The following is a 12,973-nucleotide window of genomic DNA, read 5'->3' as shown; positions in this document are numbered from 1 at the left end:
TCTGAGCCGCCGGCTCAGGCCAGCCGGATGCCGCGGATCAGCACTGCGGCGACGGCGAAGCTGAGCGCGATGCCGGCGATGCAGGCGGCCCAGCCGAGACCGTCGAACACCTGGCCCAGCACCAGGCTGCCGACCATGCCGCCGAGGTAGTAGCTGGCGATGTACATGCCGCTGGCGGCGCCGGCGTCGCGCATCGCGGCGCGGCCGACCAGCCCGGTCGCGGTCGCCTGGGCGAAGAAGGTGCCGACGCCGACCAGCACCAGCCCGGCCAGCACCGGCACCAGGCTGGGCAGCAGCAGCAGCGGCAGGCCGACCGCAGCCACGGCGAACGACGCCCACAGCGTCGGCCGGGCGCCGAGGCGGCCGGCGACGCGGGCGGCCACCGGCGTTGTGAGGATCGACGGGATGAACACCAGGTAGACCAGCCCGAGCAGCATCGGGCTCAGCCCGATCGGCGCGCGCGCCAGCACGAAGTTGACATAGGTGAAGGTGCCGATGAACGCGAACAGCACGATGAAGCCCAGCGCCAGCACCCGGGCCAGCACCGGGTTGCGCAGATGGTCGAGCCAGACCCGGATCGGCGAGGCGCCGGACATCCGGCCGGCCGCCATCGGGGTGCAGCGGCTGAGCCCGAAGAACACCAGCGCGGCCCCGGCCAGGTTGAGCCCGGCGAAGACGAAGAAGTTGGCGGCCAGACCGAAATGGTCGGCCGCGGCGGCGGAGAGCAGCCGCCCGAATAGGTTGCTGGCGACGTTGCCGGTGATCGCCGCGGCCAGCGCGCCGGCTGCCTCGCGCGGGGTCGAGCGCTCGGCCAGATAGGCCATGGTCAGCGCGAAGGCCGAGGCCATGAACACGCCCTGCACGATGCGCAGGCCGGCGAATACGGTCAGGTCCGGCGCCACCGACAGCAGCGTGGTCGGGATCGACAGCAGGGCGAGGCTGATCCAGATGCCGCGCCGCCGGTTGATCCGCCGCCCGACGAACGCGATCAGCAATCCGGCCAGCGCCATGCCGATGGTGCAGGCGTTGACCGCGAAGCCCATCGCCGCCGGGCTGACGCGGTAGTGGTCGACCAGCGACGGCAGGATCGCCTGGGTGGCGAACAGGTCGACGAAAGTCAGGAAGGCGGTCAGGCCGATAACGACGGTACGCAGCAGGCGCGCAGTGGCGCCGCCGCGACCGGCCTCGGCATGCATCGCCATGGCGTCGCCGGTGTGGGACATGGTCGCGTCCGCTCCTTCGGGCAAAGGGGCCGGGCGTCGGGCCCGCTCCGCCCCGCCGCCGTTGCCGGGGCCAGGGCGGCACTGCGGGCCGCGGCGCCCGGTCGGGCTCACATCATCGAGGCGTCGTCGGGGCTCGGCACGATGTCGGACGACAGCAGCCTCGCCGGCACCGAGCCGGTGTTCTGCCACCAGTGGGCGACGCCGACCGTCTCCTCGGCGATCTCGCCGGCCCGGTGCACGATCGGCACGATGCAGGTGCTGGAGAACTCGCTCATCTCGCCCTCCAGCATGTAGATCAGGGCCGGCCGCATCGCGTGGCTGTGGAACGGCACCACGCCGCCGGGCTGCACCACCAGCATACGGGTGCGCAGCAGGTGGCCGGGGATTTCCGGGATCTGCGCGGACACGTCGATCTGGCCGATCACCTCGTCGGTCACGCCGACCGGCGCGTTCGGCCCGCTGCTGATCAGGTTCTCGCCCGCCTGGCCGGCCGGGCAGCTGCCGGCAATGGCGGTGCCGGCGGAGACGGCAAGCGCGACGGCCGCAACAGCGACGGCCAGGCCGCGGCGATATCCGGTGCGTGCGTCGGAGTTCGGGGTCATGGATCGGTCTTCCCTTGCTGGGTGCGACGGCCACCGCGGCCCTCGCCTGCAGCAAAGATCGGCAATCCGCGGCCCGGACTGAAATGCCGGCTCGGCTGGATTTCCATAGCCGCCGGTTATGCCGCCCGCCCCGCGGCCAAAAAAAACGGGCCGTCGCAGGGACGGCCCGGAGGCAGGTGACAGGAGACGACAGGGGATGGCGGGTCGGAGTCAGAGATAGCGGTCCTGGATCGAGATGGTCGACTTGCGGCCGAGGTCGCCCCAGTGCGAGGCCAGCCAGGCCTCCGCCTGCTCGCGCCCGATGTCGCGCAGGTGGGTCAGGAACTCCCAATCGGCGTTGAGCTTCGAGGCGACACTGAGTCCGCTCATGAAATCGCGAGCCTCGATGCTGTGCACCAGCACCCGGCGCATGTCGCCGTCGGACACCTTGCCCTCGTCGATCAGCCGGGTGACGAAGGCGATCGCCCGCATCTCGCGGATCAGCGAGGAGTTGAACGAGATCTCGTTGATGCGGTTGAGGATCGCTGCCGCGGTGGTCGGCACGTCGTCGCGCTCGATCGGGTTGATGTGGACCAGCACCACGTCGGGCGACTGGCAGTTGTAGATCAGCGGATAGATCGCCGGGTTGCCCATGTAGCCGCCGTCCCAATAGGCCTCGCCGTCGATCTCGACCGCGCGGAACAGGAACGGCAGGCAGGCCGAGGCCATCACCGCGTCGGCGGTGACCTCCTGGTCCTTGAACACCCGGATCTTGCCGCTGCGCACGTTGGTGGCGCTGAGGAACAGCTTGATCGGCGACTTGGCGCGGACCACGGCGAAGTCGACCGACTGGTCGAGCACGTCGCGCAGCGGGTTCAGGTTCATCGGGTTGAACTGATAGGGCGAGAGCAGCCGGGTCATCATGTCGAACAGAATGAAGGCCGGCGAGGTGTCCATGGCGTGGTTGTGGGTCAGCCGGTCGATCCAGGTCGGCTGCAGCGGGCTCATGATCCCGGCGTGGGCGACCCGCCGCCAGAACGCGGCCAACGCGCGCTGGGCGCCCTCGCGTCCGCCCTCGGCCAGGCCGTAGGCGAGGACGGCGGCGTTCATCGCGCCGGCGCTGGTCGCGCTGACGCCCTCGAACGCCACCCGCTCCTCGTCCAGCAGGCGATCGAGCACGCCCCAGGCGAAGGCGCCGTGGGCGCCGCCGCCCTGCAGGGCGAGGTTGACGGTGCGCGTGCCGGCGTCGGCGGCATCGGCCGGCGCCGGGCCGGCCTTGGCGTCGCGGCCGCTCGCGCGGCGCGGAGCGAAGCCGGCGGCGGCGGCATCGGCGGCGACCCGGCCGGCAATGCCGGCCCGCGCCATCGTCGGCATGGGGCTGCTGTGGTCGTGCATGGCCTGGCTCCTCCCTGGCTTTGGGGTTCAGTGGGCGGTCCAGCCGCCGTCGACCGGCAGGGCGACGCCGGTGATCGACCGGGCATCCTCGCTGCACAGGAACACGGTCAAACCGCCCAGCTCCTCGACCGTGACGAAGGCCTTGCGGGCCTGCTGGGCCAGCAGGACGGTGCGGATGACCTCGTCGCGCGAGATGGCATGGGCCTTGGCCTGGTCGGCGATCTGCTTCTCGACCAGCGGCGTCCAGACATAGCCCGGGCAGATCGCGTTGCAGGTGATCCCGCTCTCCGCCGCCTCCAGCGCGGTCACCTTGGTCAGGCCGACGATGCCGTGCTTGGCGGTGACATAGGCCGACTTGAACGGCGAGCCGACCAGGCCGTGGGCGGAGGCGACGTTGACGATGCGGCCCCAGCCCTGCGCGGCCATGTGCGGCAGCGCGGCGCGGATGGCGTGGAACGCAGCCGACATGTTGATGGCGACGATCGCGTCCCACTTCTCCGGCGGGAAGTCGGCGATCGGGGCGACGAACTGGATGCCGGCGTTGTTGACCAGGATGTCGATGCGCCCGAGCCGCGCGACCGTGCGGCCGACCATGGCGGCCACCGCCGCCGGGTCGGCCATGTTGGCGTCGTCATAGGCGACGGCGACGCCATGGTCGGCGGCGAGGCCGGCTGCGATCGCGTCGATCTCGCCGCGCTCGCCGAGGCCGTTGAGCACCACGTCGGCACCGGCCGCGGCCAACGCCCGGGCGATGCCCAGCCCGATGCCGCTGGTCGAGCCGGTGACGACGGCGACCCGGCCGGCCAGCGGCCGCGCAGCGGTGTGGCCGGCGGCGGGAGAGACGGCGAGGCTGTCGGGCATGGCGCGGTTTCCTTTGTGCTGTACCGCGGCGTCGATGGCGACGCACTGCGGCGCGTGCTAGCGTTCGGCTGCCCCTACGCGGCGAGGTCGTGCCATCGGGGGATGGACAAAGGATGGTGCGGGGCCGCCCGCGGCGGAAATGCCGAGAGGGTCGGACGTCGATAGCCTGGGGCTATTGCGAGGGCAGGGATGGAGATCCAGCAGGTCCGCTATTTCGTCGCCCTGTGCGACACGTTGAACTTCACGCGCGCCGCTGAGAACTGCAACGTGTCGCAGCCTTCGCTGACCCGGGCGATCAAGCTGCTGGAGGACGAACTGGGCGGGGCGCTGTTCCTGCGCGAGCGGCGCAACACGCGGCTGACCGAACTGGGCCGGATGATGCAGCCCTATCTGCAGCAGGTGATGGCCGGCATCGAGACCGCGAAGAACGAGGCGCGGTCGCTGCGCCAGGTGCAGCGCCGCTCGCTGAAGCTGGGGCTGATGTGCACCATCGGGCCGATGCGGCTGCTGCCGCTGATCGGCGGCTTCCGCGCCCGCAACCCCGACGTCGACCTGACGCTGCGCGACGGCAAGGGCCAGGCGCTGGCCCAGGCGCTGCTCGACGGCGAGCTGGAGGTGGCGATCCTCGCTCTGCCCGACGCGCTCGACGAACGGCTGCACGGCCTGCCGCTGTTCGAGGAGCAGTTCATGATCACCTTCGCGCCGGGCCACCGCTTCGAGAAGCAGAATGCGGTCAAGGCGGCCGACCTCAACGGCGAGCCCTATATCAGCCGTTCCAACTGCGAGTTCGGCGAGCACATCAGCCGCTGTCTCGAGCAGCAGGGCGTCGCGGTCGACATCCGCTATCGCAGCGAGCGCGACGACTGGGTTGCGGCGATGATCCTGGCCGGGCTCGGCATCGGCTCGACGCCGGAGGGCGCGATCCCGACCAACGGCATCCTGGCCCGGCCGCTGATCGAGCCCGAGTTCGTGCGCACGATCCAGGTGGTCACGGTCCGCGGCCGGCCGCATTCGCCCGCAGTGGGCGCACTGGTGCGCAGCGCCATGGCCTGGCGCGCCAACGGCTGCCCGACCGGCGCGATCCCGCTGGCCGCGGCCGGTTGAGGGTCAGGCGCCGGTCCCGCCCGGCGCGACGATGCGGGCCTGGCCCAGCACCAGGCTGTAGCCGAAGAGGTCGGTGTCGAGATAGACGTCCATCTGCACGCCCGCCAGCAGCGCCTCGACGTTCTGGAAGATGACGCAGTCCGGAATCATGTTCGGGTCCGCATCCGCACGCAGGCAGTCGACCGCGAACGAGACCGGGTCGCCCGCATCGACCGATCCGGTGGCGTCGCGCAGCGTCTCCACCACGACGGCATCGATGCTGCAGGTGCCGATCGCCGCGTCGGCCGGCTCGACCGCCACGATCTCGACGACCAGGTGCAGGGGCGCGCTGGCTCGCGCCTGCTCATAGACCTCGGGCGGCATCATCGCCTGGGCGGCGCCGGCCCCGAGGCCGACGATCAGGCCCGCCGCAATGCCCGCATTCCGCATCTCCGTCCCCTCCAACCGCCGCGCCGTTCGCGACCGTGTCCGCATACTGCAGCGGCAGGTGGGCAGCGATCGTGGCGCCGGTTCGGCGACGGCGCGGCAAGGTGGTGGATTCAAGCCGCCGGCCGCGTTCCTTCGAGCGCCGCCTCTGCCGCCTCCGTTTCCGTCTCGCCGGTGATCAGCCGTGCGCCGCGCTGGAAGGTGACGTAGTTCCAGGCCCAGTTCAAGCTGACCACGAAGCGGTTGCGCCAGCCGATCAGGAAATAGACGTGGGCCAGCGCCCACAGCATCCAGGCCGGGAAGCCGGACAGGCGGACCCGTCCGAAATCCGCCACCGCCGCCTTGCGGCCGATGGTGGCCATGCTGCCGGCGTGGCGGTAGCGGAACGGGCCCGCCGCCGCCGCGCCGCCGAGCCGGGCGGCGACGGTACGGGCGACGTATCGGCCCATCTGCTTGGCCGCCGGCGCGATGCCGGGAACAGGCCGCCCGTCGGCGCCGGCCACCGCCGCGGTATCGCCGATGACGAAGATCTCCGGCGCGCCCGGCACCGTCAGGTCCGGCGCCACGCGGACGCGGCCGGCGCGGTCGCAGTCGGCACCCAGCCAGCGAGCCGCCGGCGAGGCCATGACACCGGCCGCCCAGACGACGGTACGGGCGACGATGCGGGTGCCGGCCACCACCACGCCGTCGGCGTCGCAGGCCTCGACCGGGGCGCCGAAACACAGATCGACGCCCAGCGCGCGCAGCGCGTCCTCTGCCCGCTGCGACAGCGCCTCGGGAAAGGTCGCCAGCAGCCGCTGGCCGGCCTCGACCAGCAGCACGCGGCTTGCGCCGGGGTCGATGCTGCGGAAATCCGCCGCCAGCGCCTTGCGCGCCAGTTCGGCGATCGCGCCGGCCATCTCCACCCCGGTCGGCCCGCCGCCGACCACGACGAAGGTCAGCAACCTGGCGCGCTCGGCCGGATCGGTCGCGGTTTCGGCCCGCTCGAAGGCGGTCAACACGCGCTGGCGGATCAGGGTGGCGTCGTCGATCTTCTTCAGGCCAGGCGCCGCCGCCTCCCATTCCGGGTGGCCGAAATAGGCGTGGCGGGCGCCGGTGGCGAGCACGAGGATGTCGTAAGGCACGCGGCGGCGGCCATCGACCACCACCGCCCGTGCCGTGCGGTCGACCGCGGTGACGCGGCCGAGCTCGACCGAGACGTTGCGCTGGTCGCGCAGGATGGCGCGGATCGGCCAGGCAATATCGGCCGGCGACAGCGCGGCGGTCGCGACCTGGTAGAGCAGCGGCTGGAACAGGTGGTAGTTTCGGCGGTCGATCAACGTGATCTCGGCTGCGGCGCGACGCAGCCCCTGCACCGCGGCCAGCCCGCCGAAGCCGGCGCCGACCACGACGATGCGCGGCCGCGCGGACCGGGACATGGCGGCTTGCGGCATCGGCGGATCCTCCGGCATCGGCCGCTGCACGGGTCTGCGCGGCGGCATGGCATGGAGGCAATCTGATGCCGGCCGGCGCCGCTGCCCAATGCCGGCTGGCTATCGCGCCGATAGGCCCGCGGCATGCCTTGGGCCCGCGGGCGGTCTAGCCCTTCGGCTGTGCGTCGCGCCAGGCGCGGTATTCGTCCTGCGCCTCGTCGGCCAGCGGGTAATAGCGGCGCAGGTCGCCGCCCTGCGACAGCCTGAGCCGGGAGAATTCCTCCCACTCGGCATGCGCGCTGCCGCGCTCGATCAGCTGCGGCGCCAACGCCACCGGCACCACCACCGCACCGTCGTCGTCGGCGACCACGATGTCGCCGGGCATCACCAGCACGTTGCCGCACGCGACCGGCACGTTGACCGCGAATGGGATGATGCCGGTCTGGGCGTGGTAGTTCGGCGTGGCGCCGCGCACCCAGATGCCGAGGTCCAGCTTCTTCGCCTCCGCCGAATCGCGGATGCAGCCGTCGACCACCACGCCGGCGCCGCCGCGCCCGGCGAAGAAAGTCAGCATCATCTCGCCGAAGATGCCGCTGGTCATGTCGCCGCGCGCGTCGACCACGATCATGTCGCCGGCCTGGGCCGGGAACATCACGTGGCGGTGCAGCTGCAGCTCCGGGTTGTCGTATTCGGCGCCGGCGAAAAGGTCTTCGCGCTTGGGCATGAACTGCAGCGTCAGCGCCGGGCCGGCCACCGCCTTGCCGGGGCGGAGCGAGGCCGGGCCCTGCATGTGCGGGTTGCGGATGCCGAGCCGGTTCAGCTCGCTGCTGGCGGTGGCGCTGCCGATCCGGGCCAGGGCCTCGCACAGGGCCCGGTCGGGGCGGGCGATGTCTGCAATCTCAGTCTGCACGATGACCCTCGTTCTGTGCGGCCGGCGGGCTCAATCGTCCCAGGCCGGCGATTTCTCCGGATTGATGCGGCGGTCGCCGCGGTCGAGCCCGCGGATGGTGTCGATCTCGTCAGGCGAAAGCCGGACCGCGGTCGCGGCGAAATTGGCGCGCAGATGTGCGGCATTGGCCGAGGCCGGGATCACGGCGTGGCCCTCCGCCATCAGGAAGGCCAGCGCCACCGCCGCCGGCGCGACCCCGTGGCGGGCGGCGATCGGCGCCAGCGCCGGCTCGCGCTCCGCCTGGCCCTTCACCAGCGGCTGGTAGGCGGTGAGCGTGAGCCCGTGCGCCCGCGCGTGATCGCGCAGGCGCGGGGCCTGGTGGTAGATGTGGATCTCGACCTGGTCGGTGGCGATCGCGTCGGGGCCGAGCAGCGCGCGGGTCCGCTCCAGGTCGGCGATCGGGAAGTTGGAGACGCCGATCAGCCGGGCGTGGCCGCGCTGGCGGGCGTCGGCCAGCGCCTCGATGTAGTGGGCGAACGGCACCGCGTCGTTCTTCGATGGCCAGTGGATCAGCAGCAGGTCGACCGGGCCGATGCCCAGCGTCTCCAGGCTGCGCTCGACGCTGGGCATGAAATCGGCGCGGGCCAGGTTGGTGTCGGCCACCTTGGTGGTGACGAAGAAGGCGTCGCGCGGCAGGCCCGACCGGCGGATCGCCTCGCCCACCGGCCCCTCGCTGCCATAGCTCTGGGCGGTGTCGATATGGCGGTAGCCGATCGCGATCGCCGTCTCCAGCGCCGCGACCCCAGTGTCGCCGGTGCGGCCGAAGGTGCCGAGGCCGAGCTGGGGAATGGGGGATGCATAGGCCATGGCGTGTTCCTCAGCCCTTGGTCGCGCCAGCGGTCAGCCCGCCGATGAACAGGCGCTGCATCGCCAGGAACAGGAGTGCGATCGGCAGGGTCATCACCAGCGAGGCCGCCATCACCGCGCCCCAGTCGGTGTTGAACTCGGTGGAGAATTCGGCCAGCCCGATCGGCAGTGTCTTCACCGAGCTGTCGGTGGCGAAGCACAGCGCGAAGATGAACTCGTTCCAGGTGGTGACGAAGGCATAGACCACGACCGCGACCACGCCCGGGATCGACAGCGGCAGGGTGATGCGGAACAGCACGCCCATGCGGCTGGCGCCGTCGATGATCGCGGCTTCCTCCAGCTCGGCCGGGATCGCCTTGAAATAGCTGGTCAGCATCCACACCGACAGCGGCAGGGTGATGATCATGTAGACCAGGATCAGTCCCCAGTAGGTGTTGACCAGGCCCAGCACGCGCAGCGTGATGAACAGCGGCACGATGATCGCCGCGGTGGGCAGCAGCTGGCCGATCAGCACGCAGGCCTGCAGCAGCGGCTTGCCCTTGAAATTGAAGCGGGCGAAGCCATAGGACGCGAACACGGCGAGGATCAGCGCGAGCCCGGTGGAGCCGACCGAGATCACCACGCTGTTGAGGAAATAGCGCGGCACGTTGGATTCGAAGAGGACCTTCTCGTAGTTCTCCCAGGTCGGCATGTCCGGCCACCAGATCGGCGGCACGGTGTAGAGCTCGCGCAGCGTCTTGATCGACGACAGGCTCATCCACCAGAACGGGAACAGGCAGACCAGCAGCAGCAGGATCGCGCCGACCACGATCACCGGCGTCGGCAGGCCGGGCCGCTTCAGCCGCTGCGCACGGGTGTTCACCGCAGCTCCCCGGTGCCGGACGCCAGCGTCTTGATGTAGAAGAACACGATCACGATCACCACGGCGAAGAAGATCAGCGACAGCGCCGCGGCCTGGTTGAACTGCACGCTCTCGAACGCCAGCCGGAAGATCTGGATCGGGGTGATCAGCGTCTTGTTCGCCGGCCCGCCCTTGGTGATCGCGTATATGATGGTGATCGAGTTCAGCGCCCAGATCACCAGCAGCAGCGACACCGCGACGATCACCGGCCGCACCGACGGCAGCATGACGTGGCGCACTTCGTCCCAGAAGTTGGCGCCGTCGATCCGGGCCGCCTCGTAGAGCACGCTGGGGATCGACTGCAGCCCGGCCAGCACCATGATCGCGACGAACGGGAACAGCTTCCAGACGTTGATCGCGATCAGCACCGGCATCACCGTGTCGCCGGTGGTCAGCCAGCCGACCGGCTGGTCGATCACGCCGGGTCCGGTCAGCATGTAGTTGATGATTCCGAACTCGGTGTGGAACATCCAGGCGAAGGTGGTGGCGGCGACGATGCCGGGGATCACCCACGGGATCACCGCGATCGTCCGCACCACCGCGCGGCCGGCGAACTTCTCGTTCAGCAGGATCGCGGTCGCCGTGCCCAGCACCACCTGCAGCACGATCGAGCCGCCGACCCAGTACAGCGTGTTCCAGAACGCCTGCGGCGTGGCGCGCGCGTCCAGCACGGTGGCGAAGTTCTTCACGCCGACGAATTCGCCCTGGTTGTCGGTGACGCTGAGCAGGCCGGTGTAGGCGATCGGATAGGCGATCAGCATTGCCAGCACCAGCAGCGCCGGCAGCACGAACAGCAGCCCGGTCGATTGCCGCATTGCGGAGGGTCCGGCGCGCGGCCCCGGCGGCGCGCGCCGCCGGGGCCGGTGGCCCTACTGGTCCAGCAGCGCCTGGATCTCTTCCGCCGCGCCGTCCATCGCGGTCTGCGGGTCCTCGTCGCCGAGCAGGATGCGCTGGATGCCGTCGAAATAGGCCTGCACGATCTGCACCCAGTTCTTGTGCGCCGGCACCGGCCGCCCGTAGGGCAGCATCTGCTTGAACACGCCCAGGATCGGGTCGTCGAAGCGCGGCATGCTCATCGCCGAGACGCGTGCCGGGAAGGTGTCGGTCAGCGTGCCCATGTTCTCGGACTCGGCCAGCCACTGCACCAGCACCTTGGCGTCGTCCGGGTTCGGCGCGTCGGTCGGGATGATGAAGCTCCAGCCGCCCAGGATGGCCGCGGTGTCCTTGCCCTCCGGGTGCGGGATCATCATCACGCCGATGTCGATGTTCGGGTTCTCGTTGCGGATCGAATTGATGTCGAACTGGCCCGACTGGTACATCGACACCGCGTCGGCGATGAACAGGCGCCGGTTGGCGGTGCCGTCGTTCTCCAGCGTCGAGGCCGGCGACAGGCCCTTGGCGAAGAAGTCGGTGTAGAAGGTCACCGCCTCCACCGCCGCCGGCTCGTTCACGGTCGCCCGGGTGCCGTCGTCGGAGATGATCGAGCCGCCGTTCATCCAGATGAACGGCATCGAGCGGAACAGGGTGTTGCCGACCTCGCCGCCGCCGGTGATGGCGAAACCCGACTTGCCGTCGTGGGTCAGCGCGCTCGCCGCCGCCACCAGCTCGTCCCAGGTCTGCGGCGGATTGTCGGGGTCGAGCCCGGCCGCCGCGAAGTCGCCGCGGTTGTAGATCACCGCATGGGTCTCGATCCGGTAGGGGATCGCCCACAGCTTGCCGTCCCAGGTGACGTAGTTGAGCGCGGCCGGGACATAGTCGTCGCGGTCCTGCACCACGTCATCCATGCCGATGACCAGCCCGTTCTGGGCATAGCCGTTCACCCAGCCGTGCTGCACGTCGATGATGTCCGGCGGCGAGCCGGACTGCAGCGCCGTGAGCACCCGCTGCGGCAGCCCGTCGCTGGTGGTGATCTCCATGTTGACCGTGATGTCCGGGTGCGCCGCCTGGAACTGGGCGACGAGGTCGGTCGCCCGCGCCTCGTTCCAGTTCGGCACCCACCACGTCACCTCGCCGGCCTGCGCCATGCCGGCCGACAGCGCCAACGCCGAGGCGGTGACGGCCAGCCAACCGAGTCTCTTCGAGCCCATCATCGTTTCCTCCGTTTTGCGACGTCGCCGCCGCTTCGTGGCCCGGCCGGCCGGCCGGGCGTGCCATCACCGCGCCGCCGCGGCGATATCCGGTTGCGTCGGCGCGGTGCGCCGCCCGCGCTGCGCGGCAGCGACCAGCGCCTTCATGTAGCCGACGGTGTAGGCGTGGCCGGCGTGCCAGGGGGCCGGGCAGTCCATCTCCGGCACATGATCGGGCACCAGCACCCCGTCGTAGTTCTCCTCCGCCAGGATGCGCACGATCTCGGCCATGTCGGTGTCGCCGTCGTCGACGAACGCCTCGACATCGTGCGGCACCCGTCCGCGCACGTTGCGGAAGTGGATGTAGGCGATGGCGCCGGCACGGGCGAAGCGGCGGGTGGTGGCGTAGATGTCGCCCGCGCGCATCTCCGACAGCGTGCCGACGCAGAACTCCAGCGCGTTGGCGCGGCTCGGCGCCAGCGCCAGCAGCCGGTCGTATTTCTCGTGTGCGTCGACCAGCCGGGCGGTGCCGCGCAGCATCGCCACCGGCGGATCGTCTGGATGGGCTGCCAGCCGCACCCCGGCCGCCTCGGCCACGGGCACCAGTTCCCGCAGGAACCAGCCGAGCCGCGCCCACAGGGTCTCGGCGTCGACCGCGATCGGCGCGGCACCGGGTTGCGCCGGGCGATAGCGCATGTTGAACACCATGCCGTCGGGGATCGGGCTGTCGACGTCGACCTCGTCCTGGACGAAGGCCACAGTTGTCGCGCCGCCGCGCGCGACCGGCCGCCGCTGCCAGCCCCAGACGCCGGCCAGCGAGAAGTAGTAGCCGATGACCGGAATGCCGACCTGCCCGGCATCGCGGACCAGCTGCTTGAGCCCCTCCATCTGTTCGTGCTTGCGCGGGCCGTCGAGCAGGATGTCGGACCACAGGTGCGGTGCGATGTTTTCCATCGCCGCCACCTTCAGCCCGTGCGCCGCCAGCATCGATACCACGCCGGCCAGCCGGTCGCCGGTCCAGGCCTCGGCGCCGATGCAGCTGCCGTTGACCGGGCCCACCGCCCGTCCGGCCAGATAGTCGGCATTGTCGGCATCGCGGCCGTAGTCGGTGAGATGGATGACGACGTCCTCGACGCCGAGCTGGCGCGCGAACCTTGCGCCGGCCTCGTTCAAGTTCCTGCCGGAAAGCGTGAGCCCGACTCTCACCCGCCATGCACCCGGACGCGCCGGGCTCCTCCCGATCAGTTC

The 12,973-nt window shown here is 70.6% G+C and carries 13 protein-coding genes; 1 reads left to right on the top strand and 12 read right to left on the bottom strand.

The features are described from left to right. Window positions 1-14: 14 nt before the first annotated feature. The 4 genes from R3F55_16210 to R3F55_16195 all read right to left on the bottom strand — a co-directional run bounded on the left by R3F55_16210 (window position 15) and on the right by R3F55_16195 (window position 4,060). Window positions 15-1,223, bottom strand: coding sequence for an MFS transporter (locus tag R3F55_16210; protein MEZ5668950.1), 1,209 nt, complete (start codon window positions 1,221-1,223; stop codon window positions 15-17). Between the two features lie 107 nt (window positions 1,224-1,330). Then, window positions 1,331-1,825, bottom strand: a complete 495-nt coding sequence (locus tag R3F55_16205; protein ID MEZ5668949.1) for a cupin domain-containing protein — start codon at window positions 1,823-1,825, stop codon at window positions 1,331-1,333. A 210-nt stretch (window positions 1,826-2,035) separates the two neighbouring features. Continuing rightward, the gene (locus tag R3F55_16200; protein ID MEZ5668948.1) at window positions 2,036-3,199 is read right to left on the bottom strand and encodes a patatin-like phospholipase family protein; all 1,164 of its coding nucleotides are present in this window, start codon (window positions 3,197-3,199) and stop codon (window positions 2,036-2,038) included. Between the two features lie 27 nt (window positions 3,200-3,226). Then, window positions 3,227-4,060: a 3-hydroxybutyrate dehydrogenase gene (locus tag R3F55_16195; GenBank protein MEZ5668947.1), complete on the bottom strand. Its 834-nt coding sequence runs from the start codon at window positions 4,058-4,060 to the stop codon at window positions 3,227-3,229. A 189-nt stretch (window positions 4,061-4,249) separates the two neighbouring features. Here R3F55_16195 and R3F55_16190 point away from each other — a divergent pair, with 189 nt between their 5' ends. Next, entirely contained in the window at window positions 4,250-5,164 is a 915-nt protein-coding gene (locus tag R3F55_16190; GenBank protein ID MEZ5668946.1) for a LysR family transcriptional regulator, read from the top strand. A 3-nt stretch (window positions 5,165-5,167) separates the two neighbouring features. Here R3F55_16190 and R3F55_16185 read toward each other — a convergent pair whose 3' ends face one another. The 8 genes from R3F55_16185 to R3F55_16150 form a co-directional block, all read right to left on the bottom strand. After that, a complete protein-coding gene (locus R3F55_16185; GenBank protein ID MEZ5668945.1) occupies window positions 5,168-5,593 on the bottom strand; it encodes a hypothetical protein in 426 nt (141 codons plus the stop codon). Window positions 5,594-5,703: 110 nt separating this feature from the next. After that, window positions 5,704-7,023: an NAD(P)/FAD-dependent oxidoreductase gene (locus R3F55_16180; protein MEZ5668944.1), complete on the bottom strand. Its 1,320-nt coding sequence runs from the start codon at window positions 7,021-7,023 to the stop codon at window positions 5,704-5,706. A gap of 145 nt (window positions 7,024-7,168) precedes the next feature. Continuing rightward, window positions 7,169-7,912, bottom strand: a complete 744-nt coding sequence (locus R3F55_16175; GenBank protein ID MEZ5668943.1) for a ribonuclease activity regulator RraA — start codon at window positions 7,910-7,912, stop codon at window positions 7,169-7,171. Between the two features lie 30 nt (window positions 7,913-7,942). Continuing rightward, window positions 7,943-8,758: an aldo/keto reductase gene (locus R3F55_16170; GenBank protein ID MEZ5668942.1), complete on the bottom strand. Its 816-nt coding sequence runs from the start codon at window positions 8,756-8,758 to the stop codon at window positions 7,943-7,945. Window positions 8,759-8,768: 10 nt separating this feature from the next. Then, window positions 8,769-9,620 carry a carbohydrate ABC transporter permease gene (locus tag R3F55_16165; protein ID MEZ5668941.1) on the bottom strand — a complete coding sequence of 284 codons (852 nt, stop codon included), beginning with the start codon at window positions 9,618-9,620 and terminating at the stop codon, window positions 8,769-8,771. Continuing rightward, the gene (locus tag R3F55_16160) at window positions 9,617-10,474 is read right to left on the bottom strand and encodes a sugar ABC transporter permease (GenBank protein ID MEZ5668940.1); all 858 of its coding nucleotides are present in this window, start codon (window positions 10,472-10,474) and stop codon (window positions 9,617-9,619) included. The genes R3F55_16165 and R3F55_16160 overlap by 4 nt, the downstream gene beginning before the upstream one ends. Window positions 10,475-10,528: 54 nt before the next feature. Further along, window positions 10,529-11,746 carry an ABC transporter substrate-binding protein gene (locus R3F55_16155; protein ID MEZ5668939.1) on the bottom strand — a complete coding sequence of 406 codons (1,218 nt, stop codon included), beginning with the start codon at window positions 11,744-11,746 and terminating at the stop codon, window positions 10,529-10,531. A 66-nt stretch (window positions 11,747-11,812) separates the two neighbouring features. Next, a complete protein-coding gene (locus R3F55_16150; GenBank protein ID MEZ5668938.1) occupies window positions 11,813-12,898 on the bottom strand; it encodes a mannonate dehydratase in 1,086 nt (361 codons plus the stop codon). Window positions 12,899-12,973: the final 75 nt, after the last annotated feature.

It is taken from the genome of Alphaproteobacteria bacterium, assembly GCA_041396705.1.
Lineage (GTDB): Bacteria > Pseudomonadota > Alphaproteobacteria > CALKHQ01 > CALKHQ01 > CALKHQ01.
The sequence above is the reverse complement of the archived record's forward strand: the minus strand, read 5'-3'. Positions and strand labels throughout refer to the sequence as shown.

What these genes read in the sequence shown, in the direction of transcription:
- R3F55_16210 (MEZ5668950.1), bottom strand. Translation starts at nt 1,223, where the DNA reads ATGTCCCACACCGGCGACGCCATGGCGATGCATGCCGAGGCCGGTCGC.
- R3F55_16155 (MEZ5668939.1), bottom strand. Translation starts at nt 11,746, where the DNA reads ATGGGCTCGAAGAGACTCGGTTGGCTGGCCGTCACCGCCTCGGCGTTG.
- R3F55_16195 (MEZ5668947.1), bottom strand. Translation starts at nt 4,060, where the DNA reads ATGCCCGACAGCCTCGCCGTCTCTCCCGCCGCCGGCCACACCGCTGCG.
- R3F55_16180 (MEZ5668944.1), bottom strand. Translation starts at nt 7,023, where the DNA reads ATGCCGCAAGCCGCCATGTCCCGGTCCGCGCGGCCGCGCATCGTCGTG.
- R3F55_16205 (MEZ5668949.1), bottom strand. Translation starts at nt 1,825, where the DNA reads ATGACCCCGAACTCCGACGCACGCACCGGATATCGCCGCGGCCTGGCC.
- R3F55_16170 (MEZ5668942.1), bottom strand. Translation starts at nt 8,758, where the DNA reads ATGGCCTATGCATCCCCCATTCCCCAGCTCGGCCTCGGCACCTTCGGC.
- R3F55_16190 (MEZ5668946.1), top strand. Translation starts at nt 4,250, where the DNA reads ATGGAGATCCAGCAGGTCCGCTATTTCGTCGCCCTGTGCGACACGTTG.
- R3F55_16160 (MEZ5668940.1), bottom strand. Translation starts at nt 10,474, where the DNA reads ATGCGGCAATCGACCGGGCTGCTGTTCGTGCTGCCGGCGCTGCTGGTG.
- R3F55_16185 (MEZ5668945.1), bottom strand. Translation starts at nt 5,593, where the DNA reads ATGCGGAATGCGGGCATTGCGGCGGGCCTGATCGTCGGCCTCGGGGCC.
- R3F55_16200 (MEZ5668948.1), bottom strand. Translation starts at nt 3,199, where the DNA reads ATGCACGACCACAGCAGCCCCATGCCGACGATGGCGCGGGCCGGCATT.